Origin of the sequence: Microbacterium sp. NPDC008134, assembly GCF_042957055.1 — a bacterium.
Lineage (GTDB): Bacteria > Actinomycetota > Actinomycetes > Actinomycetales > Microbacteriaceae > Microbacterium.
The window spans coordinates 493,560-515,849 of the sequence record NZ_JBIBHO010000002.1 but is presented as its reverse complement, the minus strand read 5'-3'; the positions used below and the strand labels follow the sequence as shown (position 1 = coordinate 515,849).

Genomic DNA, 22,290 nt, shown 5'->3' with positions numbered 1-22,290 from the left:
GATTGGAATTAAGGCGCGACGGGAGCCACCACGCGTTCCGAGAGCAGGAGGGACGAGGCTCGCGGCGTCAGCGCCTCGTTCAGGACCACGCAGGCCGCCCCTACGGCCCCCACGTCGGCTCCCACCACGGACCCGTGGATCGGGATCTCCCGCAGAGCGCGCGTCGCGCTCGCCCGGTGCACGTGCTCCGGCAACTCGGCGAGGTACACGGCCGAGACGTATCCCCAGAAAGGCCCGCCGAGCACGATGCGCTCCACGTCGAGGACGTCGGTGAGGATCACCAGGAGCGCGGCCGTGCAGCGAGCAGCGCGCGCGAGGATTCCGGAGGCGAACGGCTCCCCCCGCTCCGCTCGTGCGCATACCGCCGCGAACCGGTCCTCGAGCGCGCCGGCCTCGTCTTCGTCGCCGTCGGGAGGCAGCACCCCCGCGCGCACCGCCTCTGCCACGATCGCCTGCGGTGTGCACGTGACGGCGACGCATCCCCGCGACCCGCAGGCGCACGCCGGGCCCTCCGGGTCGACGACGATGTGCCCGATCTCGCCGAAGTTCCCGATGCGGCCGCGCGTCACGTCGCCGTCGCGCGCCAGTGCCGCACCGAGCCCCGTGCCGAGGTACAGCAGCACGAACGAGTCATCGACCGGACCTCGGCGCGTCCAGAGCTCACCCACGGCCGCTGCGGCGGTGTCCTTCTCCAGCACCACCGCGAATCCGGTCGCCTCCGACAGAAGCGTGCGGAGAGGCACTCGGCGCCATCCGCGCAGCATCGGCGGGTCGACCACGGTCCCGTTCGCCTCGTCGAGAGGGCCGGGCGCGGCGAGTCCGATTCCGACGATCCGCGAGCGGTCGACACCGGCCTCGCCGATGACTGCCTCGATCGCCTGCGCCATCGCGTCGATGACCCGGGCGGGTTCCGGCGCGCCCACCGGGATCAGACGGCGCGCGACCGCCGTTCCCGCGAGGTCGAGGAGCACCACCGTCACGACGGCCGGGTCGAGGTGCACACCCACCGAGTACCGGCTCTCGGCGACGAGACGGAGCAGGACACGGGGCTTCCCGGGCCCGTTGATCGCGCGCCCGGCTTCGGCGATCAGTCCGTCGTCGAGGAGGCGACGGGTGATGTTCGTGAGCGTCTGCGCGGAGAGCCCCGTGGCCGCGGCGAGCTCGGTGCGGCTCAGCGCCTCACCCGCGCGGCGGATCGCCTCGACGACGACAGCCTGGTTGAAGTCGCCCATCCGGGGCAGGTTGGTTCCGCGCCGCGTGCTCATCCGGCCATCCTCCCGCATCCGCCGACCGTGTCCCCCAAAATACCTACAGACACGGGGGTTCCGCTCCGCGAAACTAATGGAGACGCTTCGCGTTCGATCGGTCTCTCTGTCCCAGGGTAGACAGACGGTGATCGATCATCAGCGGCTGGTTTTCGGGTAACTGAGCCGCATGGCGAGGGGCAGGCGGATACGCCGCCCCTCGCCCATTCTCTTCGCTTCTTCGACTCCGGCATCCCTCCCCCCAGCCGGAGCCGAAGAGGAGCGCCCTCGGAGGGCCACACTCGGGGGTTGCGCTCAGCGAGTTTCTGCGACCCGCGGGATCTCGTGCCACACGTCGACCGAGTCGTCGTCGCGGGAGGACCCCGACCCCACACGACCCACCACGGTCACCGCGGTGCGATCGTCCTTCGCGGAGCGGATGATGAGACGTCCTGCGTGCGCCTCGGCCAGCACCCCGGCCAACTCGTCGCGGATCTCCCGGCGTCGCGCCTCGTCGACCCCGTCGAGTCCCCCCTCGTCGAACACCGTCACCACCGCACCACGCCTGCGGGCGGACTCGATCGCGTCGCGCACCGCGTCGTTGAGCAGATCGGCGCCGCGCAGCTCGTCGCGCAACCGTCCCTCCGCGAGGCGGGCCTCGAGGCGTTCGTCCTCGGTCAACGCGCCCCGCGTGGCCACCGTGCGACTGAGCACGGGGCCCGCAACCGCCAGCGCGAATTGCGTGCGCACGCGTCGTTCGCGCTGACGCACGAGCTGTGTGGCGTGCCAGGCCGACACCGCCTGCTGGATCTCGGCGAGACGCTCGGTGTCGCGCACCGCTCGGTCCCAGAACCACACGAGGAGATTCGCGACGACGACCCACATGATCGAGCCGACCAGGCCGAAGTTGAGAAGGGACTCGCTGAACCCCAGGAAGGCCGACGATGTCACCCCCAGGAGCAGCAGCACCAGCCACCCCGTCAGGAAGCGCCGCCGCACGATGAGGACCACGCTGAGCAACCCCACGCCGCCGATGTACCAGGTGGCGAAGGGGGCCGTGCGTGCGGCCTCGTCCAGCGAGAACGTCACCGCGATCGGGATGATCACGCTGACGATCGCGGAGAGGACCGCAGACCACAACGGCAGCTTCACCGTCTCGGGCGACCCGAGGATCGACAGGTTGACGACGACGAGGTAGAGCGCGATCGCGAGCACCATCAGCAACGGCGCCGTCGGCTGAACGATCCACCACACGCCTCGAGCGGCGAAGTAGAGCGCGAAGCCGACAGCGAGAGAAGTCGCGACACTGCGGACGGTCCGGTTCATCCCGCGCTCCACCCCAATGTGACGGTCGTGCCGCGCGCATCCGAATCGATGTGGGCCGTTCCCGCGACGCCCGCCATCCGGGCCAGGATCGACGCGCGAATGCCGAGGCGATCCTCACCGATCGCCGCGATGTCGAAGCCCGCACCGGTATCGCTCACGATCACGCGGATGCCGTCGTCGCCCTGCGAATCGGCGATGATGTGGAGACCGCGTCCACCCGCGTGCGTCACCGCATTGCCGATCGCCTGTCGGGCCGCGAGCACGAGCGCCCGCGCCACACGACCGGGGATCGCTCCGGCCGTACCGGACTCCTCGACGATCGCGTCGACGCCCATCTCCGAGAGCGCTCGGCGCAGTTCCGACACGATCTGAACGCTGGCGACCGGTTCGTCGCTCCCCTCCTGGGCGACCGCCGCCTCGGTGTTGGCGAGGCGGGTGAGCGCCTCACGTGCCATCGCGACCGCGAGTTCCTTCGCTCGTTCGGTCTCGGCCCGCTCGGCGGCGATCAATGCCGCCAGCACGCTGTCGTGCATGAGCGCCGACATCGCGATGCGCTCCTCCTCCGCCGCGGCCGCCGCGGCGGCCGCGGCGTAGGAGGCGACTGCATGCCCCCGCGCATCATCGACGCCGGCGGCGACAGATCGGAACATCCACCCCAGCGAGATGATGACGAGACCGAGGATGAGCGTGAACGACACGTCGAACGCCGTCGTCACCCAGAATTCACGCGAGAACTCGCCCTGAACGAGTTGCACGTACCCGTAGACGAACGGCACGGCCACCGCCCAGGCGTATTGCACGCGGATGGGGAACGCCAACATCGCCGCCACTACGCCGACGTTGACGAAGAAGAAGATCCACGGCTGCTGGGCCGCCAGGCCGTCACCGACCGTCACGACGCTGGGCCAGGCGGCGAGCACGAGCACGTAGGTGACCGCGAAGATCCCGGAGGCGATACGCACCCCGCGGCCGATCAGGCAGCAGACCAGCATCACCGCGAACGGCACGTAGACGAGGAAGACGATAACGGCGTGGCCGACGTTCGCATCCGCGAGCGACGGGATGGCGAAGAACAGCGCCTGCACGCCGAGAGCCGTCGACCCGATCGCGACGACCGTGGCCAGGATGCGCTCCATGCGCTTGCCGGTGAACCGTTCGAACTCGGTCTCGGCCGCCCCGGGAGACGGAATCTGATTCCACGCCTCTCGGATGCTGAGGGACTCAGCGGCCACTCGACGCCCCGTCGGGTTCGACGATGCCGTCTTCCATCGCGCGTCGGAGCAGGTCGACCTTCGTCGGCGCCGGGCGACCGACCTCGACGTACTTCACGCGGATGCGCGTGATGTTCTCCTTGGCCGTGGAGTACGCGACACCGAGGCGCTCGGCGACCGCCTTCAGCGGCAACCCGGCGGCGTACAGGCGGAGCACCTCGCGCTCGCGGGTCGAGAGCTGCGCGTCGGCGAACTCGCGGTCGCCGTCGACCGCACTCGCCCATTCCACGTTGTTCAGGGCCTCGCCGTGGGCGACGGTGCGGATCGCGTCGAGCACATCGTCGAGGGCCGAGGACTTGCTGACCACGCCCGCGGCACCGGCGGCGAGCGCCTCGCGGACGGCGGCCGGACGGTCGGCGACGCTGTGGATGACCACGCTCGCGCCGTCGGCGACCAGCGAGGTGACGTTCTCGGTGACCGTCGTGCCGTCGCCGAGGGTGAGATCGAGCACGACCACGTCGGCGGGAGCGGCGCCGGACGCGGAGCGCCAGTCGAGGTAGGACACGACGGTGCTGCCCGAGAAGATGATGGTCTGCCCGTCGCGCGCGCACGCCGCTTCGAGGCCCAAGCGGACAGACTCGTGATCATCGATGAGGGCGACCGTGCTCATCCCCACAGCCTAGTCAGCGGGTGAGCAGAGCGACGACCTCGAAGTGGTGCGAGTGCGGGAACAGGTCGAACCCGCGCAGCCGATCGACGTTCCACCCGAGTCCCCGGAACGTGCCGAGGTCGCGTGCGAGGGCGACGGGGTCGCAGGCCACATAGGCGATCGCCTCCGGGGCGAGGGCGTGCACCGCCTCGACGACCTGCCGTCCGGCACCCGCGCGCGGCGGGTCGAGCACGACGGCACCGCTGCGACCGCCGCCACTGCGCGTGGCGAGGAACCGATCGACGCGCGCCGTCACGGCGTTCACCGTGAGCGGGGCGAGGTTCTCGGCGGCGTGCTGGGTCGCGCGGGCGCTCGACTCGACGGTCACGATGTCCTCTCCGCCGAGGTCGGCGAGCGTCGCGGCGAACAGCCCGACGCCGCCGTAGAGGTCGAAGTGGGTCGCCCGGTCGTCGACGTGCCCGTCGAGCAGACCGTAGACCGCAGCGTCCAGCACGGATGCCGCGCGCGGATGGACCTGCCAGAAACCGGTGGCGTCGACCGCGAACCGCCGGTCGTTCACGACCTCGTGGATCACCTCGGGCGCGGGACGTTTACGGAAGCCGCGAGCGACCTTCGCCGGGCGCTCGGTGGCGTCCCTCCGAATGATGCGCACCGCACCATCGGCCGGTTCGACCAGTTCGATTCGCCCCGGGGCCTCCCCGCGCAGCGCGAGCGCGGCCTCGGCGATGGCCGGGCGCGCGAGCGGGTGGGAGGTCACGGGGATCACGCGGTGGCTACGGGCGGCGTAAGGCCCGACCTGCCCCGCATCGTCGACGTGCACCGTCACTCGGGTGCGCCAGCCGCTTCCATCGCCCGATTCGACGGACTCGATCTCGGGAGCCTCGAGCCCCGCGCCCGCGAAGCGATCGAGAGCTTCGGTCAGCACCTGCCGCTTGAGCACGCGCTGGTGATCGAGGTCGATGTGCCCCAGATCGGCTCCGCCCGGACGCTCCGCGGGATCGCGGGTCACGTCGGCTTCCGCCCAGAGGTGCGGACGGCGGTGCTCCGACGCCTCGAGCACCTCGACGGTCTCGGCGCGCCAGAAGCTGCGCGTGGAGGCATCCGCTCCCTCGCCGGAGGCGATCAGTCGAGCCCGGACGCGCTCGCCCGGAATCGCGTCGGAGACGAAGACGACGCGTCCCTCGTGTCGGGCGATGAAGGTACCGCCGTGGGCGATCCCCGTGATGTCGAGGTCGAGCAGGTCCGCATCGGGGGAAGTCATCCTTCGAGGATACGGCGGTCCGCGGATTCGCCGGTCCACGGATACGGTGGTGCACATGCGCGTCTGCCTCGCTTCCACCTCCCCCGCCCGTCTGATGCTGCTGCGACAGGCGGGGATCGAGCCGCTCACGCTCTCCCCCGACGTCGACGAGGATGCCGTGGCCGCAGCCGCCGCGGCCGAACGCGGCGCGGAGCTGCCGCCCGAGGAGCTCGTGCTGCTGCTGGGGCGGGCGAAGGCCGCCGACGTCGCGCGACGCCTCTCGGCCGAGGATCCGACTTTCGACGGCATCGTGATCGGCGGCGACTCGATGTTCGAGCTCGGCGGACGCGTCTACGGCAAGCCCTACACGGCCGAGGAGGCGACGCGGCGCTGGCACGAGATGCGCGGCGCGACCGGGGTGCTGCACTCCGGCCACTCGGTCTTCCGCGTCTCGCCGGGAACGGAACCGGTCGAGGCGACGGCGACGGCCGCGGCATCCGTCACCTTCGCCGACGACCTCTCCGACGACGAGATCACGGCATACGTCGCATCCGGCGAGCCGCTGCTGGTCGCGGGCGCCTTCACGGTCGACAGCCTCGGTGGGGCGTTCATCACCCGCGTCGACGGCGATCCTTCGACCGTCGTGGGGATGTCGCTGTCGACCGTGCGGCGCCTCGCCGCCGAGCTCGGCGTCGTCTGGACGGACCTCTGGAACGCCCCCACCGGGTCGTAGACTCCCCTCCACGTTCTCGGCTCTTTCTTGTGGGGAGTCGTCAAATGGATCCCCCCGCTTCTCGCTAGGCTGGCAACCATGCCTGCTATCGCCAAGGTGCTCATCGCCAACCGCGGCGAGATCGCCGTCCGCATCATCCGCGCCGCCCGGGATTCCGGAATCGCCTCGGTCGCCGTCTACGCCGACCAGGACCGTGACGCACTGCACACGCGACTCGCCGACGAGGCCTACGCACTCGGAGGCGCGACGAGCGCCGAGACGTACCTCCAGATCGAGAAGATCCTCTCCGTCGCCCGGCGCGCCGGCGCCGACGCCGTGCACCCCGGCTACGGCTTCCTCGCCGAGAACGCCGAGTTCGCCCGTGCCGTGACCGGTGCGGGGCTGATCTGGATCGGCCCGTCACCCGAGGCCATCGAGGCCCTCGGCGACAAGGTCACCGCGCGCCACGTCGCCGAGAAGGTGGGCGCACCGCTCGCCCCCGGCACTCCGGGTCCGGTCGAGACCGCCGACGAGGTCGTCGCCTTCGCGAAAGAGTTCGGCCTGCCGATCGCCATCAAGGCCGCATACGGCGGCGGCGGACGCGGCCTCAAGGTCGCCCGTGAGCTCGAAGAGGTCGCCGAGCTGTTCGAGTCGGCGACGCGCGAGGCCGTCGCGGCCTTCGGTCGCGGCGAGTGCTTCGTCGAGAAGTACCTCGACAAGCCGCGCCACGTCGAGACCCAGTGCCTGGCGGATGCCGAGGGCAACGTCGTGGTGATCTCCACCCGCGACTGCTCGCTGCAGCGTCGCCACCAGAAGCTCGTCGAGGAGGCCCCCGCGCCGTTCCTGACCGACGAGCAGAACGCCCAGCTCTACGCGGCGTCGAAGGCCATCCTCAAGGAGGTCGGCTACGTCGGCGCCGGAACCTGCGAGTTCCTCATCGGCGCCGACGGCACGGTCTCGTTCCTCGAGGTCAACACGCGCCTCCAGGTCGAGCACCCGGTCTCCGAAGAGGTCACGGGCATCGATCTCGTCCGCGAGCAGTTCCGCATCGCCGCGGGCGGCACGATCGACTACGCCGACCCGGAGCCCCAGGGCCACTCCTTCGAATTCCGCATCAACGGCGAGGACCCGGGCCGCGGGTTCCTCCCCCAGCCCGGGCCCGTCCATGTCTTCAAGACGTTCGGCGGCCCCGGCATCCGTCTCGACTCGGGTGTGACCGCCGGCGACGCCGTGTCTGGCGCGTTCGACTCGCTGCTCGCGAAGATCATCGTCACCGGCAAGGACCGCGAGGAGGCGCTCGAGCGCTCGCGCCGCGCGCTCGACGAGTTCGAGGTCGCGGGTCTCCCCACCGTGCTCCCGTTCCACCGCAAGGTCGTTCGCGACCCCGCCTTCACCGCCGAGAACGGCGAGTTCGGCATCTTCACGCGCTGGATCGAGACCGAGTTCGTCAACGACATCCCCGCGTGGGACGGCGAGCTCGAGGCTCCGGCACCGGGTGCCGGTCGCCACACGGTGGTCGTCGAGGTCGCCGGCAAACGCCTCGAGGTCAGCCTCCCCGACCGCGTGGCCGTCGCCGCCGGCAGCGCCGGGCGCCCGGCCGCCGTGCCGCCGGCACGCCGCAGCCACGCCACCACCGCCAACGCTGGTGCCTCGGGCGACGCCGTGAAGTCGCCCATGCAGGCCACCGTCGTCAAGATCGCCGTCGAGGAGGGCCAGCAGGTCGTCAAGGGCGACCTCGTCGTGGTGCTCGAGGCCATGAAGATGGAACAGCCCCTGCAGGCCCACAAGGACGGCGTCGTCGGGAACATCAACGCGGATGCCGGTGCCACGGTCTCCGCCGGGCACCAGCTGCTCACGATCAGCTGACCCGTCGACAGGCTCAGGGCCCTTCGACAGGCTCAGGGACCCAAGTTCAGACGCGAAAGGCGCCCCACCTCGGTGGGGCGCCTTTCGCGTTGTCTCAGGAGATGTTGAACAGGTGCATCGCCCGGCTCGCGTCCGTGATGCTGCTGGACAGCGACGGGTAGGCGGCGAAGACGCGCGAGACCTGGTCGACCGTGAGGCGGCGTTCGACCGCGATCGCGATCGGGTAGATCAGCTCGGAGGCCTTCGGTGCGACGATGACACCGCCGATCACGGTGCCCGACCCCTTGCGGGCGATGAGCTTCACGAAGCCGTCCTTGATGCCCATCATCTTCGCGCGCGGGTTCGCGGCCAGCGGCAGCTTGTAGACCATGCCGTCGGCCACGCCGTCTTCGACGTCCTTCTCGGAGTACCCGACGGTCGCGATCTCGGGCGCGGTGAAGATGTTCGAGGTGATCTTGATCTGCTCGAGCGGGATGACGATGTCGCCGAGGGCGTGGAACACCGCGGTGCGCCCCTGCATCGAGGCGACGGAGGCGAGCGGGAAGAAGTTCGTGCAGTCGCCCACCGCGTAGATGTTGGGCACCGAGGTGCGTGCCACGCGGTTCACGCGGATGTGGCCCTGCTCGGTGAGCTCCACGCCCGCTTCGGCCAGGCCGATGTCGGCCGTGTTCGGGATCGAGCCGACCGCCATGAGGCAGTGGCTGCCGTCGACCGTGCGACCGTCGGAGAGGGTGACGGTGACGCCGTTTTTCGTCGTCTCGACCTTGTCGGCGCGCGCCTTCGAGAGCACGGTCATGCCACCGCGCTTGAAGACCTTCTCGAGCACGCGCGCGGCGTCCTGGTCCTCGCCGGGGAGCACCTGGTCGCGGCTGGAGACGAGCGTCACCTTCGCACCGAGGTTCATGTACGCGGAGGCGAACTCGGCGCCGGTGACTCCCGAGCCGACGACGATGAGGTGCTCGGGGAGCGCCTTCATGTCGTACAGCTGGGTCCACGTGAGGATCCGACGCCCGTCGGGCTTGGCGGAGTCCAGCTCGCGCGGAGCCGCGCCGACCGCGACGACGATGGTGTCGGCCTCGACGCGGTCGAAGTCGGTGCCGCCCTGGCCGGTCGAGACGACGATCGCGTCGGAACCCTCCAGGCGCCCGTGGCCGGAGAGGATGCGGACCCCCGCCTCGAGGAGAGTCGCGCGCATGTCCTCCGACTGCTGTCCGGCGAGCGCCATCAGACGCTTGTTGACGGCGGCGAGGTTGATCGCGATCTCGGGCTTGAGCGGCTTGCCCTTCTCGCCCTTCGCGTAGAACTGCACCCCGAGGTCGCTCGCCTCGGAGATCGCGACCGCGGCGTCGGCCGTCGCGATCAGGCTCTTCGACGGCACGACGTCGGTGAGGACGGCCGCGCCGCCCACGCCCACGCGCTCGACCAGGGTCACCTCGGCTCCGAGCTGGGCGGCAGCCAGGGCCGCCTCGTAACCGCCGGGACCGCCGCCGAGGACGGCGACGCGCTGAGTGCGCTCGAAAGGGGTGGAAGACATGAAAGCCATTCTTCCGCAATCTTGGCAGCCGAGCCGTCACCTTCCTAGAGTGGAGCCTATGTCCGAGACTCACAGCAACCCCCTGGACGACCCGAACGCCAACCCGTTCGAGGTCGCCGCCACCGCCGCCGCCGACATCGCCCGGCTGACCGGCGTCGAGAAGCACGACATCGCGCTGACGCTCGGTAGCGGCTGGGGCAAAGCCGCCGACATCATCGGCGAGACCGTCGCGACGATCCCCGCGACCGAGGTCACCGGGTTCTCGAAGCCCGCGCTCGAGGGACACGTCGGCACCCTGCGCAGCATCCGCACCCCCGATGGCAAGAACGTGCTCGTCATCGGCGCGCGCACCCACTACTACGAGGACCACGGCGTGCGCCGGGTCGTGCACAGCGTGCGCACGGCGGCGGCGACCGGCGCCAAGATCATGGTGCTCACCAACGGCGCCGGCGGCGTGCGCGAGACCTGGACGCCCGGCCAGCCGGTGCTCATCAGCGACCACATCAACCTCACCGCCGACTCGCCTCTCGAGGGCGCCACCTTCATCGACCTCACCGACCTCTACGCGAAGCGTCTGCGCGACATCGCCCGGAGCGTCGACCCGAGCCTCGACGAAGGCGTGTACACGCAGTTCCGCGGCCCGCACTACGAGACGCCGGCCGAGGTGCAGATGGCGAAGGCCATCGGCGGGCACATCGTCGGCATGTCGACCGCCCTCGAAGCGATCGCCGCCCGCGAGGCGGGCATGGAGGTCCTCGGCTTCTCGCTGATCACGAACCTCGCCGCCGGCATCCAGAAGACCCCCCTCAGCCACGCCGAGGTGATCGAGGCGGGGCGCGAGGCGGAGCCGGTGATCTCGGCCCTGCTCGCCCGAGTGGTCGAGGCGCTGTGAGCGAGGAACGGCTCGCCCAGGCTCGTGCCTGGATGCGCCAGGACCCCGACCACGAGACCCGCGACCAGCTCGCCGGGATCATCACACGCGCGGCGAGCGGCGAAGAAGCCGCGCTGGCCGAGCTGGACGACCGCTTCGGTGCCCGTCTGGCCTTCGGTACTGCGGGGCTGCGCGGCGAACTCGGCGCGGGCAGCAACCGGATGAACCGCGTGCTCGTGACGCAGGCGGCCGCGGGCTTCGCGGCCTACCTGCGCGAGCGCGCGGGCGGCGCGACGCCGACCGTGGTGATCGGGTACGACGGACGGCGCAACTCGCGCGTGTTCGCCACCGACTCCGCCGAGATCTTCGCGGGTGCGGGCCTCCGGGCCGTGTTGCTCCCCCGCCTGCTACCCACCCCGGTGCTCGCCTTCGCGGTGCGCCACCTGGGCGCGGATGCCGGTGTGATGGTGACCGCGAGCCACAACCCGCCGAACGACAACGGCTACAAGGTCTACCTCGGCGGATCCGACGAGGGATCGCAGATCGTCGCCCCGGCGGATGCCGAGATCGCGGCGTCCATCCAGCGCATCGCGGATGCCGGCAGCATCGCCGCTCTCCCCCGTTCGACCTCTTACGAGGTCGCGGGCGAGGACGTCGTCGACGCGTACGTCGCCGCGACGGCCGTGGTCGCCCCCGCGCCCGCGGGTGCGTCGGGCCTGCGGTGGGTCTACACGGCGATGCACGGCGTCGGGTGGGAGACGTTCGCTCGCATCGTGACGGCGGCGGGCTACCCCCGACCGAGCGTCGTCGGCGAGCAGCTCGCTCCCGACGCGACCTTCCGCACCGTCTCCTTCCCGAACCCGGAGGAGCCCGGCGCGATGGATCTCGCGTTCGCGCGCGCCCGCCGTTCGAACGCCGACTTCATCCTCGCGAACGACCCGGATGCCGACCGCCTCGCCGTGGCCATCCCCGACGACACGGCTCCCGAGGGCTGGCGCCGACTCACCGGCAACGAGGTCGGACTGCTCCTGGGTGCCCGTGCCGCGCGCGCCGCCGCCGGCACCCCCGGCGCCGCACTCGCGTGCTCGCTGGTATCGTCGCCGGGTCTCGGCGCGATCGCCGCGCACCACGGCCTCGACTTCCACGAGACGCTCACCGGGTTCAAGTGGATCTCCCGTGCACCCGGCATCGTGTTCGGCTTCGAGGAGGCGCTCGGCTACCTCGTGAACCCCGAGACGGTGCGCGACAAGGACGGCATCTCCGCGGCCGTCGCGATCCTCGGCCTCGCCGCCGAGGCCCGTGACCGTGGCGCGACGCTCGCGGATCTGCTCGCCGAGCTCGGCGACACGTACGGGCACTTCTCGAGCGGTCAGGTATCGATCCGCGTCGACGACCTGTCGATCATCGGACGCGTCATGCTCGCTCTGCGCACGCTGCCGCCGGTCCAGATCGCCGGCCGACCGGTCGCCTCCGTCGACGATCTCCTGCATGCCGCCGCGGGTCAGCCTTCGGGCGATGTGCTGCGCTACCGGCTGGACGACGGCTCCCGCGTGATCGTGCGCCCGAGCGGCACCGAGCCCAAGCTCAAGGTGTACATCGATGCCGCCGGCCCCTCGGCCGACGAAGCCCGCGCGGCGGTCTCCGAGATCGAGGCCGGAGTCCGGGACCTCCTCGACGAGCGCTCCTGACCCCTGCCGACGGCGCGTGGGCCCTCCGGCCGCGCGCCGTCGGCATACCCGGATACGATCGGATCATGCCGACCCGCCACGTCATCGTCAGCGCGCACAACGGTGTGCATGCCCGACCCGTCGCCGAGATCGTCCGTCTCGTGCAGGCCCACGACGATCCCGTCACCCTGCGCACTGCCGACGGGACGACCGTCGATCTGCGCAGCGTGCTCGCCGTGATGGACCTCGCGCTCGGCACCGGCGATGCCGTCGAACTGCAGACCGCGGCGGGGCCGGGCGCCGACGATCTCCTCGACACGCTCGCAGCCGTGCTCGCGCCGAGGAGCTGACGCCCCGCCTCGCGGACGCGCGACCGCTCAGCCGTCGATGACGGCGACGAACTCGTCGGAAGGAGAGGCTTGATTCGATGACATCGGATTGTGATCCGATATACCATCCGCATGATTGCCTACAATTCTGCCGGTTGATATCGTACCAATTGTCAAAGACGACGAAGCCCATTAGGGCAGTTTGGGAGGGAATGATGCGACATGATTCTGTCCGCACTCGCCGCGCGAAGTGGTCGACTTCGATCGCTCTTTCTGGCCTATTGGCCCTCGGTTCCACTCTTGGCGTGGCGACCTCAGCGCAAGCCGCGGAGTGGAAACAGGAGAGCACACGAAGCTATTGCAACGTCGTGAGCGGGTGGAAGGACTGCTATAAGGAGACAACTTATAAGCGAACATCCGCTTTCTGCGCAAAGCCAGCGGGAAATCTAACAGGCGGCCTGCTCGCCTGGTACTCCTACTGTTATAAGGCAGTCAAGGTGCGTACGTAACAAGCAGGTGTGTTTGCGAACGGGGTGCGGCAGCTCGCGAAAGCGACTGCAGCACCCCGTTCGTTGACTGCTCAGCCGTCGATGACGGCGACGAGCTCGTCGAGGAACGCCTCGAACGTCGTGCCGCGACGCACGATCCGCTGCACGCTCTCGCGCTCGCTGAAGACCTCGACGAGCTGCTCGAACACGGTCTGGAATGCCGCCCGGTCGCCCTCGCTGAAGGCGGCGAGCGCCACGACCTGCACGCGGCCGTCCGCCCATGCGGCCGATCCGTCGGCCACCCCGATCGCGATGGCGGTGCGCGTGGCCGTCATCTGCAGGGCGTGCGGCACGGCGAGCGCATCCGTGAATGCGGTCGACGACATCCGCTCGCGCACGATCGTGTTCTCGACGTAGTCGTCGCCGATCACCCCGGCGCCGACGAGCAATCCTCCGAGACGGCGGATGATCGCCTCCTCCCCCTCATCGGGGAGCGGGTGCACGAATGCCGAGGCGTCGAAGTACTGGGAGAGCTCTTCGCGAAGATGAGTGAGCCGACGGCCGCGACGGATGCGCCCGGCGGCCTGCTGCACGCGCTCCACGTCGGAGTCGGTGAAGAACGGATGGATGCGCACGAAACGATCGCCGGTGAGGGCGGGCTCGATCGTGCTGAGAACGAGGTCGGTGTCGAACGACGCCCAGTCGGGATCGACGCTGGTGACCACGCTCGTGACCTCGATCGCCGAACCGAGAGAGCGGTCGACGCTCGACCGCAGCAGCTCGTGCAGCTCGTAGTAGCCGGGGCAGACGATCGTGGCGGTCAGGATCGACGCCGCCTTGCGGCTGCGCTCGAGTCGTCCGCCGACGTGCATCGCGATGTAGGCGATTTCGTCGTCGTGGATCGGCGTGCCCAGCCGGTCGTGGAGTCCCGAGGCGATCGACACCGCGACCTCGAAGATCATGGGATAGGAGGTCTTGAGTGAGCGCGTGAGGGGGTTGCGGGCGAACGCCTGGCCCTGCGCCCGCCGCAGCAGGTTCTGCACGTGCAGCGAGAGCCGGAGCACGAACGAGTCCTCGACGAGGTCGACGTCGTACTCGGCGGCGGCCCGGGCGAGCTCGGTGCGCACCGCGTCTTCGACACCGGCTTCGACCCCGCTGCGGGCGACCTCGCGCGTCGTCTCCGCACCGGGCGCGACGACCCGGGTGAGCACGAGCGAGGCGAGGTGACGACTGTCGCCCTCCCCCAGCTCGACGCCGAAGTGCTCGGTCGCGAGGCGCGAGATCGTCTCGCCCACCCGCGGGATCTCGTCGTGCGCGCCCGTCGGGTCACCGGCGATCGCGTACCCCGCGGCCACGCGATCCGTCGCGATCGCGATGTGCAGGAGCACGTCCGAGATCGCGAGCTCGTTGACGAAGTACCCGAGCGTGCCGAGTTCGCGCACGAGCGCCGACTTGAACGGGCCGACCGCCTCGGCGGACATCCCCGTGCCGGCGAGCGCACGGCGGAAGGTCTCGGGGTGGAAGGACGCGGCGTCCATCTCGTCGTGGGCGAGACGCGAGATCAGACGGCGCTGCTCCTCCTCGGTGCCCTGCAGTCGCACGATCTCCCGATCGCGCTCGAGCACGAGATCCGTGCCGTCGAGCAGGCCGCGGACACGGGCGAGATCGGCCTCGAGGGTCGCCTCGCTCACGTGCATCCGTTCGGCTGTCGCGTAGATGTCGATGCCGTCCGGCTCGTCGAGGAGCATCCGCACCACCGCGTGCAGGCGGTCGCGCGGCGCGGACTCACTGCCCGATCGTGCACGCAGGGCGTCGCGCGCGGCGGAACCCGCGCGATACCCCGCGGGGCCGGACTCGACAGCGTCACCTCCGACGCGGGCGTTGAGGGCGGCAACGTAGGAGCGGATGCTGCGGGGGGTCACCCCGACCAGGTCGGCGAGGCTGGCAGCGGTCGCCCACGAGCCCCGGCGCAGCAGAGCGGTGAGGATCTGGTCCTGGCGCTGGCGCGACATGATCCTCCCTCTGCTCGTCGTACGTGCGCGACTTCCCTGTGCGCCGCCCTCCCATGATGTCAGGCCGAGGCCGGAGCGGGGGCCGGAAGCGGGGTTCCGCAGGGGCGGAAAGGTTCGTGTTGGCACCCGACCCCCGGCATTTCCCAGACTGTTCTCAGGAAGGTGGAATCGATGAGGATCCTCATTGTGTGCGGCGCCGGCGCGTCGAGCACGTTCGTCGCGCAGCGATTGCGGCGCGCAGCATCCGACGCGGGTCTCGACTGGGACGCCGTCGCCGGAGTGGAGTCCTCCGTCTTCCCCGGCGCACAGAATGCGCTCCTCGTCGGCCCGCACCTCGCGGACCGGGTGGACGCCCTGCGCGCGAGCGCCGGAGTTCCCGTCGCCCTCCTGCCCGCCGACATCTTCGCCGACCGCGACGGGGAACGGACGCTCGCTCTGGTGCGCGCGCTGCTCGCCGCGGAGACCACCCCGAAAGGAACACCATGACCGTTTCACGCACCGTTCGGATCGGCTCCTCCCACGGGCTGCACGCGCGCCCCGCGAAGCTCTTCGCGCAGGCCGCCAAGGAGGCGGGCATCCCCGTAACGATCGCCAAGGACTCCGGGAAGGCCGTGAACGCGGCCAGCATCCTCGGCGTCATCGCGCTCGCGATCGAGCACGGCGACTACGTCACCCTGACGGCCGACGGTGACGGCGCGGAGGGCGTGCTCGACACGCTCACCGAACTGCTGACCACCGACCACGACCAGGAATCCTGATGAGCGAGCTGCGCGGAGTCGGCATCGGGCTCGGCGTCGCGCAGGGCCCGGTCGTGCGCATGACCGAGGCGCTGCCCGCGCCCGACCAGACCCCCAGCGCCGTCGGCGCGGATGCCGAGCGCACCCGCGTGCGCGAGGCCGTGGCGGTCGTCGCCGCCGAACTCACCGCCCGCGGTGAGGCGGCCGGCGGATCGGCCCAGGAGGTGCTCGAGGCCCAGGCGATGATCGCCGAGGATCCGACGCTGCAGGACGAGGTCGACGAGCGCATCGACGCCGGCTCCACCGCCGAGTGGGCCGTGCACGATGCCTTCGCCGGGTTCAAGGCCACGCTCGAGGCCGTCGGCGGCTACCTCGGCGAGCGTGCTGCCGACCTCGACGACATCGCGCAGCGGGTGCTCGCGCGTCTGCGCGGCGTCGAGGCGCCCGGGGTACCGAACCCGGGGCATCCGTTCGTCCTGGTGGCGCGCGATCTCGCGCCCGCCGACACGGCTCTGCTCGATCTCGACCAGGTGCTCGCGCTCATCACGAGCGACGGCGGCCCCACCTCGCACACCGCGATCCTCGCGCGTGAGAAAGGCATCGTCGCGATCGTCGGCGCGACCGAGGCCACGGCCCTCGCGACAGGTACGACGGTGATCGTCGACGCCGCGGCCGGCATCGTGACCGCCGATCCCGCGCAGGAAGCCCTCGACCGCGCCGCCCAGCGCGCCGCGGAGCGCGACTCCGCCGATGCCGCTCCGGCGACTCCGGGGGCGCTGGCCGACGGCACCGCGATCCCGCTCCTGGCGAACCTCGGAAAGCCCGCGGATTCCGCGGACGCCGTCGAGCGCGGTGCCGAGGGCGTGGGACTCTTCCGTACCGAGTTCCTGTTCCTCTCGGCCACGCAGGCGCCGACCGTCGCGCAGCAGCGCGAGTCGTACCGGGAGCTGCTCGCCGCGTTCCCCGGCAAGAAGGTCGTCGTGCGCATGCTCGACGCGGGCGCCGACAAGCCGCTCGCGTTCCTCAACGACGCGCACGAGGAGAACCCGGCACTCGGGCTCCGTGGCTTGCGTTCCCTGCGCGCGAGCGAGGACATTCTGCGCGAGCAGCTCACGGCTCTCGCGGAGGCGGATGCCGAGACGTCCGCCGACCTCTGGGTCATGGCGCCGATGGTCGCGACCGTCGAGGAGACGCAGTACTTCACCTCGCTGGCCCGCGAGTACGGCCTGAAGACCGCGGGCGTCATGGTCGAGGTCCCCTCCAGCGCCCTGCTCGCCGACCGTGTGCTCGCGCACGCGGACTTCGCCTCGATCGGCACCAACGACCTCACGCAGTACACGATGGCCGCCGACCGACTCCTCGGATCGGTCGCCGGATTCCAGGACCCCTGGCACCCCGCCGTCCTGCGCCTCGTTCGCGAGGTCGGGGCCGCGGGATCTCGCCTGGGCAAGCCCGTCGGCATCTGCGGCGAGGCCGCCGCCGACCCCCTCCTCGCCGTCGTGCTCGTGGGCCTCGGCGCCACGAGCCTCTCGATGGCCCCCGCGGCGCTGGCGGACGTCCGCCACGCGCTCTCCGAACGCACGCTCGACGAGGCCCGTAACCTCGCCGAGCTCGCACTGGCGGCCGATGACGCCGCCGGTGCACGCCTGGCCGTGGCGGAAGCAGTCACGGCCCTCCCTCCTCACCAGAAAGAGACGACATCATGACGACGACGTCACCAGCCCCCGCAAAGGCGAGCGGGCTCCGAACGGGCGTGCAGCGTTTCGGCACGTTCCTCTCCGGCATGATCATGCCCAACATCGCGGCGTTCATCGCCTGGGGCTTCATCACCATGCTGTTCATCCCGGCCGGATTCTTCGGCGCTGACAGCCCCTTCAACTGGCATTGGGCACCGGTCGCCGAGATCATCGGCGGCGGCGGCGACTCCGCCGTGATCGGCTGGCAGGGTGCGATGACCGCGGTCGCCGAAGGCGCCGACGGCAACATCTTCGCCTACGTCGGCCTGGTCGGACCGATGGTGACCTACCTGCTGCCCCTTCTCATCGCGAACACCGCCGGCCGCATGGTCTACGGCGAGCGCGGTGGCGTCGTGGCGACGATCGCCACGATGGGTGTCATCGTCGGAACCAACATTCCGATGTTCCTCGGCGCCATGATCATGGGCCCGATCGCCGCGTGGATCACGAAGCAGATGGACAAGCTGTGGGATGGCAAGATCCGCCCCGGCTTCGAGATGCTCGTGAACAACTTCTCCGCCGGCATCCTCGGCATGATCCTCGCGATCGTCGGCTTCTTCGCCTTCGGTCCGGTCATGCTCGGCATCAGCGCCGTCCTCGGCGCGGCGGTCGACTGGCTCGTCTCGCTCAACCTGCTGCCCCTGGTCTCGATCATCGTCGAGCCCGCGAAGGTGCTGTTCCTCAACAACGCCATCAACCACGGTGTCTTCACCCCGCTCGGCATCGAACAGGCTGCGGAGACCGGCAAGTCGATCCTGTTCCTCATCGAGGCGAACCCCGGCCCCGGCCTCGGGCTCCTCCTCGCGTTCACGTTCTTCGGTGTCGGCGCAGCGAAGGCCTCGGCACCGGGCGCGGCCGTCATCCAGTTCTTCGGTGGCATCCACGAGATCTACTTCCCGTACGCGCTGAGCAAGCCGACCACGATCCTCGCGCTCATCGCGGGTGGCGCGGCCGGTGTCACGACGAACATGATCCTCGGCGGCGGGCTCGGCTTCCCGGCCGCACCGGGCAGCATCATCGCCGTCACCGCCGGAGCGATCGGATCGGGCGTCGGCAACCTCGTCGTCGTCTACCTGTCGGTGCTCATCGCCGCAGCCGTGACCTTCCTCATCACCGCCGTGATCCTGCGGGCATCCCGCAAGCGCGACCTCGAGGCCGAGGGCGACACCTTCGGCGCCGCGATCGCGCAGACCGAGGCGAACAAGGGCAAGTCGTCCGCCGCGATGGACGCTCTGCGCTCGTCGTCCGCCGGCGCCACCGCCGGCGGAACCGCCGTCGCTACCGACCGCCGCATCGAGAACGTCGTGTTCGCGTGCGACGCCGGCATGGGCTCCTCGGCGATGGGCGCGAGCGTCCTGCGCAACAAGTTCAAGAAGGCGGGCGTCGAGGGCGTCACGGTCACCAACCAGGCGATCGCGAACCTCGACGGAACGGCCGATCTCGTGATCACGCAGCAGCAGCTGACCGATCGCGCGAAGGCCCAGTCGCCGAACTCCCTGCACGTGTCGGTCGACAACTTCATGAATTCCCCGAAGTATGAAGAGGTCGTCGAGATGGTGCGCGCCCAGCGCGACACAGACGCGTGACACACCCCGGTGGGCGGATGCTGCGGCATCCGCCCACCGGACCATTCTCAGAAAGGAATCATCATGAGCGTTCTCACCCTCGAGCAGATCCGGATCCACCCGGGATCGGCGACGCAGGAGGAAGCCCTGCAGGAGGCGACCGACATCCTCGTCTCGGTGAACGCCGTGACCCCCGCCTACGTCGACGCGATGCGTCAGCGTGAGCAGACGGTCTCGACCTTCATGGGCAACGGACTCGCGATCCCGCACGGCACCAACGAGACCAAGGACGCGATCCTCGCCTCCGCCCTCTCGGTCGTGCGCTACGACGGCGGCGTGGACTGGGCGGGAGAGCCCGCGACGTTCGTGATCGGCATCGCCGGGCGCGGTGACGAGCACCTCGAGATCCTCTCGCAGATCGCGATCCTGTTCTCCGACGAGGACGACGTCGCGAAGCTCACGGCGGCGCAGACGCCCGAAGAGCTCTTCGCTCTGCTCTCGGCGGTGAACGAGGGATGAAGGCGGTCCAGTTCGGCGCCGGCAACATCGGGCGCGGCTTCGTGGGGCTGCTGCTCCACGAGGGCGGCTACGAGGTCGTCTTCTCGGACGTGGCGGATGCGCTCGTCGACGCGATCAACGCGGTCGACGCGTACACGGTGCACGAGGTCGGGCCGGGGGGCATCGATCGCACCGTGACCGGGTTCCGGGCTGTCAACAGCAAGACCGATCCGGATGCCGCCGCCGACGAGGTCGCGACGGCAGATGTCGTGACGTGCGCGGTCGGCCCGACGGTTCTGCGCTTCATCGCGCCGACGATCGTCGCGGGCCTCACGCGCCGCTCCCACGATGCTGCACCGCTGGTGATCATGGCGTGCGAGAACGCGATCGGCGCGACCGATCTGCTCCGCGCCGAGATCGAGAGCGCTGCGGGTGCCGATGCATCCGACCTGCTCGCCCGCGCCGTGTTCGCGAACACCGCCGTCGACCGCATCGTCCCGGCCCAGCCCGAGGGCGCGGGCGTCGACGTCACGGTCGAGCCGTACTTCGAGTGGACGATCGAGCAGGGTCCGTTCGGCGGCACGCTGCCGAACATCCCCGGCGCGCACTTCGTCGACGACCTCGCCCCGTACATCGAGCGCAAGCTGTTCACGGTCAACACCGGCCACGCGGCCACGGCCTACTTCGGTGCCCGCGCCGGCGTCGAGCGCATCTCCGACGCCCTCGCCGATCCGCAGATCGCGACGGCGGTCGGCGCGGCCCTCGAGGAGACCTCCGCGGTGCTCTCGGCGACCCATGGGCTCGACCCGGCGGACCTGGCCGAGTACCGCGCGACGATCCTGGAGCGCTTCCGCAATCCCGCGCTCGTCGACACCGTGCAGCGCGTCGGCCGCCAGCCGCTGCGCAAGATCTCCCGGCACGAGCGGTTCATCGGCCCGGCGGCCGCCGCGGCCGAGCACGGCCTGTCGACGGACGCGCTCGTCGCCGCCATCGCCGCGACGCTCGAGTTCGAGGATGCCGACGACACCCAGTCGGTCGAGCTGCGCCAGTTGCTCGGCACGCTGGATGCGCAGACGTTCACGACGCGCACGACGGGGTTGGAGCCGCAGCATCCGCTCTTCGCCGCCGTCGAGGCCGCCGTGACCGCCCGTCAGGACGCTCTCCGCGACGCCTGAACGATCGATCGCCAACGCCCCCGCACCCCGATACGATCGGGATGCGGGGGCGTTTTCGGTACACGGACGTGCGGGGGAAGCGTGGACACCCACAGGAACACCGACACCCACAGGGACACCTATGCCGTGATCGGCGCGGGCCCCTCGGGTCTGGCCGCCGTCCGCGCTCTGCAGAAGCGCGGTCTTCCCGTCGACGGGTACGAGGCGTCGCACGGTGTCGGCGGACTCTGGGACATCTCGAATCCGCGCAGCACGATGTACGAGTCGGCGCACCTCATCTCGTCGCGCACGACGACCGAGTTCCACGAGTTCCCGATGCGCTCCACGATCGACTATCCGGGGCATGCGGTGCTGCTCGAGTACTTCCGGGCGTATGCCGACCACTTCGGCCTCACCGCGCTCTTCCGCTTCGACACGCGCGTCATCCGACTCGAACCGCGAGACGGCGGCTGGGACCTGACGAGCATCGGTCCGGAAGGCGCGGAGACCCGCGGGTACCGAGGCGTCGTGCTCGCGAACGGCACTCTCGCCGAACCGAACGTCCCCACCTTCCCGGGCGAGTTCGCGGGCGAAGTGCTGCATACGAGCGCCTACTCCTCCCCCGCGCAGCTCGCGGGGCGCCGAGTGCTCATCATCGGCGCCGGCAATTCGGGCTGCGACATCGCGGTGGATGCCGTGCACCACGCCGACGCGATCGACATGAGCGTGCGACGGGGCTACTACTTCGTTCCGCGCTACCTCTTCGGTCGCCCCAGCGACACACTGAACCAGGGCCGCCCGCTCCCGGCCCGACTGAAGCAGGCTCTCGACTCCCGTGTGCTGCGCGCCTTCACCGGCGATCCCGTGCGGTTCGGCTTCCCGAAGCCGGACTACCGCATCTACGAGTCCCACCCGATCGTGAACACCATGGTGCTCAACCACCTCGGCCAGGGCGATCTGCGCGTCCGGCCCGACGTCGACCGCTTCGACGGCTCGACCGTGCACTTCCGCGACGGTTCGTCCGGCGAGTACGACCTGGTGCTCCTCGCGACCGGATACCGACTCGACTACCCGTTCGTCGCCCCCGCGCACCTGAACTGGCGCGGCGCCTCGCCCGAGCTCTTCCTGCACATCTTCCCCGCCTCGTTCAACGGGCTGTTCGTGATGGGCATGATCGAGGCATCCGGGATCGGCTGGCAGGGGCGCTACGAACAGGCCGAGTTGCTCGCCGCCTATCTCGACGCGGCCGAACGGGACCCCGCCCGCGCGGCGCGATTCCGCGCGCGGGTCACCGAGACGGCCTGGCCGGACCTCACCGGCGGCTATCGTTACCTCGCCCTCGACCGGATGGCCTACTACGTCAACAAGGACGCGTATCGCGGCGCAATGAAGCGGGAGCAGCACGCCCTCGCCCAGCCCGCGTGAGCGGG

At 70.2% G+C, this 22,290-nt stretch carries 19 protein-coding genes; 12 read left to right on the top strand and 7 right to left on the bottom strand.

All coding sequences use genetic code 11. The features are described 5' to 3' along the window. Positions 1 to 8 precede the first annotated feature (8 nt). From ACFY9N_RS13200 to ACFY9N_RS13180, 5 genes are all read right to left on the bottom strand, one after another. The gene (locus ACFY9N_RS13200) at positions 9 to 1,265 is read right to left on the bottom strand and encodes an ROK family protein (RefSeq protein WP_391479151.1); all 1,257 of its coding nucleotides are present in this window, start codon (positions 1,263 to 1,265) and stop codon (positions 9 to 11) included. Positions 1,266 to 1,559: 294 nt separating this feature from the next. Beyond that, positions 1,560 to 2,570, bottom strand: coding sequence for a hypothetical protein (locus tag ACFY9N_RS13195; RefSeq protein WP_391479149.1), 1,011 nt, complete (start codon positions 2,568 to 2,570; stop codon positions 1,560 to 1,562). After that, positions 2,567 to 3,802, bottom strand: a complete 1,236-nt coding sequence (locus ACFY9N_RS13190) for a sensor histidine kinase (protein ID WP_391479148.1) — start codon at positions 3,800 to 3,802, stop codon at positions 2,567 to 2,569. Before ACFY9N_RS13190 ends, ACFY9N_RS13195 begins: the two co-directional genes overlap by 4 nt. Continuing rightward, positions 3,792 to 4,451, bottom strand: a complete 660-nt coding sequence (locus ACFY9N_RS13185; RefSeq protein WP_391479147.1) for a response regulator — start codon at positions 4,449 to 4,451, stop codon at positions 3,792 to 3,794. Before ACFY9N_RS13185 ends, ACFY9N_RS13190 begins: the two co-directional genes overlap by 11 nt. Positions 4,452 to 4,464: 13 nt before the next feature. Further along, positions 4,465 to 5,712: a class I SAM-dependent RNA methyltransferase gene (locus ACFY9N_RS13180; protein WP_391479146.1), complete on the bottom strand. Its 1,248-nt coding sequence runs from the start codon at positions 5,710 to 5,712 to the stop codon at positions 4,465 to 4,467. Positions 5,713 to 5,767: 55 nt separating this feature from the next. On the opposite strand from ACFY9N_RS13180, the gene ACFY9N_RS13175 reads away from it, so the two are divergent. Together ACFY9N_RS13175 and ACFY9N_RS13170 are read left to right on the top strand one after the other, a co-directional pair. Next, positions 5,768 to 6,424, top strand: a complete 657-nt coding sequence (locus ACFY9N_RS13175) for a Maf family protein (RefSeq protein ID WP_391479144.1) — start codon at positions 5,768 to 5,770, stop codon at positions 6,422 to 6,424. Between the two features lie 78 nt (positions 6,425 to 6,502). Further along, a complete protein-coding gene (locus ACFY9N_RS13170) occupies positions 6,503 to 8,269 on the top strand; it encodes a biotin carboxylase N-terminal domain-containing protein (RefSeq protein ID WP_391479143.1) in 1,767 nt (588 codons plus the stop codon). A 94-nt stretch (positions 8,270 to 8,363) separates the two neighbouring features. Here ACFY9N_RS13170 and ACFY9N_RS13165 read toward each other — a convergent pair whose 3' ends face one another. Next, positions 8,364 to 9,812, bottom strand: a complete 1,449-nt coding sequence (locus ACFY9N_RS13165) for an NAD(P)H-quinone dehydrogenase (RefSeq protein WP_391479142.1) — start codon at positions 9,810 to 9,812, stop codon at positions 8,364 to 8,366. A 49-nt stretch (positions 9,813 to 9,861) separates the two neighbouring features. Between ACFY9N_RS13165 and ACFY9N_RS13160 the strand changes: the two genes are divergently transcribed. The 3 genes from ACFY9N_RS13160 to ACFY9N_RS13150 all read left to right on the top strand — a co-directional run bounded on the left by ACFY9N_RS13160 (position 9,862) and on the right by ACFY9N_RS13150 (position 12,691). Continuing rightward, positions 9,862 to 10,695: a purine-nucleoside phosphorylase gene (locus tag ACFY9N_RS13160; protein WP_391479140.1), complete on the top strand. Its 834-nt coding sequence runs from the start codon at positions 9,862 to 9,864 to the stop codon at positions 10,693 to 10,695. Continuing rightward, on the top strand, positions 10,692 to 12,362 hold the full coding sequence (locus ACFY9N_RS13155) for a phospho-sugar mutase (RefSeq protein ID WP_391479139.1): 1,671 nt from the start codon (positions 10,692 to 10,694) through the stop codon (positions 12,360 to 12,362). Before ACFY9N_RS13160 ends, ACFY9N_RS13155 begins: the two co-directional genes overlap by 4 nt. A gap of 65 nt (positions 12,363 to 12,427) precedes the next feature. Next, positions 12,428 to 12,691 carry an HPr family phosphocarrier protein gene (locus ACFY9N_RS13150; protein WP_391479138.1) on the top strand — a complete coding sequence of 88 codons (264 nt, stop codon included), beginning with the start codon at positions 12,428 to 12,430 and terminating at the stop codon, positions 12,689 to 12,691. Between the two features lie 559 nt (positions 12,692 to 13,250). Here the strand turns inward: ACFY9N_RS13150 and ACFY9N_RS13145 are convergent. Beyond that, the gene (locus ACFY9N_RS13145) at positions 13,251 to 15,170 is read right to left on the bottom strand and encodes a BglG family transcription antiterminator (protein WP_391479136.1); all 1,920 of its coding nucleotides are present in this window, start codon (positions 15,168 to 15,170) and stop codon (positions 13,251 to 13,253) included. 171 nt (positions 15,171 to 15,341) lie between these two features. On the opposite strand from ACFY9N_RS13145, the gene ACFY9N_RS13140 reads away from it, so the two are divergent. The 7 genes from ACFY9N_RS13140 to ACFY9N_RS13110 all read left to right on the top strand — a co-directional run bounded on the left by ACFY9N_RS13140 (position 15,342) and on the right by ACFY9N_RS13110 (position 22,285). After that, positions 15,342 to 15,656 carry a PTS sugar transporter subunit IIB gene (locus ACFY9N_RS13140; RefSeq protein ID WP_391479135.1) on the top strand — a complete coding sequence of 105 codons (315 nt, stop codon included), beginning with the start codon at positions 15,342 to 15,344 and terminating at the stop codon, positions 15,654 to 15,656. Further along, positions 15,653 to 15,928 carry an HPr family phosphocarrier protein gene (locus tag ACFY9N_RS13135; protein ID WP_391479133.1) on the top strand — a complete coding sequence of 92 codons (276 nt, stop codon included), beginning with the start codon at positions 15,653 to 15,655 and terminating at the stop codon, positions 15,926 to 15,928. The genes ACFY9N_RS13140 and ACFY9N_RS13135 overlap by 4 nt, the downstream gene beginning before the upstream one ends. Next, the gene (ptsP, locus tag ACFY9N_RS13130) at positions 15,928 to 17,613 is read left to right on the top strand and encodes a phosphoenolpyruvate--protein phosphotransferase (RefSeq protein WP_391479132.1); all 1,686 of its coding nucleotides are present in this window, start codon (positions 15,928 to 15,930) and stop codon (positions 17,611 to 17,613) included. The genes ACFY9N_RS13135 and ptsP overlap by 1 nt, the downstream gene beginning before the upstream one ends. Further along, complete coding sequence (locus ACFY9N_RS13125; RefSeq protein WP_391479130.1) at positions 17,610 to 19,229, top strand: PTS mannitol transporter subunit IICB; 1,620 nt, start codon at positions 17,610 to 17,612, stop codon at positions 19,227 to 19,229. Before ptsP ends, ACFY9N_RS13125 begins: the two co-directional genes overlap by 4 nt. Before the next feature lie 63 nt (positions 19,230 to 19,292). Continuing rightward, entirely contained in the window at positions 19,293 to 19,727 is a 435-nt protein-coding gene (locus tag ACFY9N_RS13120) for a PTS sugar transporter subunit IIA (RefSeq protein ID WP_391479129.1), read from the top strand. Beyond that, positions 19,724 to 20,881 (top strand): mannitol-1-phosphate 5-dehydrogenase, encoded by a 1,158-nt coding sequence (locus ACFY9N_RS13115; RefSeq protein ID WP_391479127.1) that lies wholly within the window; start codon positions 19,724 to 19,726, stop codon positions 20,879 to 20,881. Before ACFY9N_RS13120 ends, ACFY9N_RS13115 begins: the two co-directional genes overlap by 4 nt. An 81-nt stretch (positions 20,882 to 20,962) precedes the next feature. Further along, the gene (locus tag ACFY9N_RS13110) at positions 20,963 to 22,285 is read left to right on the top strand and encodes a flavin-containing monooxygenase (RefSeq protein WP_391479126.1); all 1,323 of its coding nucleotides are present in this window, start codon (positions 20,963 to 20,965) and stop codon (positions 22,283 to 22,285) included. Positions 22,286 to 22,290: the final 5 nt, after the last annotated feature.

Excerpts from the sequence above, each read along its gene's own strand:
- ACFY9N_RS13180 (WP_391479146.1), bottom strand. The coding sequence starts at position 5,712 with ATGACTTCCCCCGATGCGGACCTGCTCGACCTCGACATCACGGGGATC.
- ACFY9N_RS13200 (WP_391479151.1), bottom strand. The coding sequence starts at position 1,265 with ATGAGCACGCGGCGCGGAACCAACCTGCCCCGGATGGGCGACTTCAAC.
- ptsP (WP_391479132.1), top strand. The coding sequence starts at position 15,928 with ATGAGCGAGCTGCGCGGAGTCGGCATCGGGCTCGGCGTCGCGCAGGGC.
- ACFY9N_RS13115 (WP_391479127.1), top strand. The coding sequence starts at position 19,724 with ATGAAGGCGGTCCAGTTCGGCGCCGGCAACATCGGGCGCGGCTTCGTG.
- ACFY9N_RS13145 (WP_391479136.1), bottom strand. The coding sequence starts at position 15,170 with ATGTCGCGCCAGCGCCAGGACCAGATCCTCACCGCTCTGCTGCGCCGG.
- ACFY9N_RS13150 (WP_391479138.1), top strand. The coding sequence starts at position 12,428 with ATGCCGACCCGCCACGTCATCGTCAGCGCGCACAACGGTGTGCATGCC.
- ACFY9N_RS13135 (WP_391479133.1), top strand. The coding sequence starts at position 15,653 with ATGACCGTTTCACGCACCGTTCGGATCGGCTCCTCCCACGGGCTGCAC.
- ACFY9N_RS13140 (WP_391479135.1), top strand. The coding sequence starts at position 15,342 with ATGAGGATCCTCATTGTGTGCGGCGCCGGCGCGTCGAGCACGTTCGTC.
- ACFY9N_RS13125 (WP_391479130.1), top strand. The coding sequence starts at position 17,610 with ATGACGACGACGTCACCAGCCCCCGCAAAGGCGAGCGGGCTCCGAACG.
- ACFY9N_RS13185 (WP_391479147.1), bottom strand. The coding sequence starts at position 4,451 with ATGAGCACGGTCGCCCTCATCGATGATCACGAGTCTGTCCGCTTGGGC.
- ACFY9N_RS13160 (WP_391479140.1), top strand. The coding sequence starts at position 9,862 with ATGTCCGAGACTCACAGCAACCCCCTGGACGACCCGAACGCCAACCCG.
- ACFY9N_RS13195 (WP_391479149.1), bottom strand. The coding sequence starts at position 2,570 with ATGAACCGGACCGTCCGCAGTGTCGCGACTTCTCTCGCTGTCGGCTTC.
- ACFY9N_RS13175 (WP_391479144.1), top strand. The coding sequence starts at position 5,768 with ATGCGCGTCTGCCTCGCTTCCACCTCCCCCGCCCGTCTGATGCTGCTG.
- ACFY9N_RS13170 (WP_391479143.1), top strand. The coding sequence starts at position 6,503 with ATGCCTGCTATCGCCAAGGTGCTCATCGCCAACCGCGGCGAGATCGCC.
- ACFY9N_RS13120 (WP_391479129.1), top strand. The coding sequence starts at position 19,293 with ATGAGCGTTCTCACCCTCGAGCAGATCCGGATCCACCCGGGATCGGCG.
- ACFY9N_RS13165 (WP_391479142.1), bottom strand. The coding sequence starts at position 9,812 with ATGGCTTTCATGTCTTCCACCCCTTTCGAGCGCACTCAGCGCGTCGCC.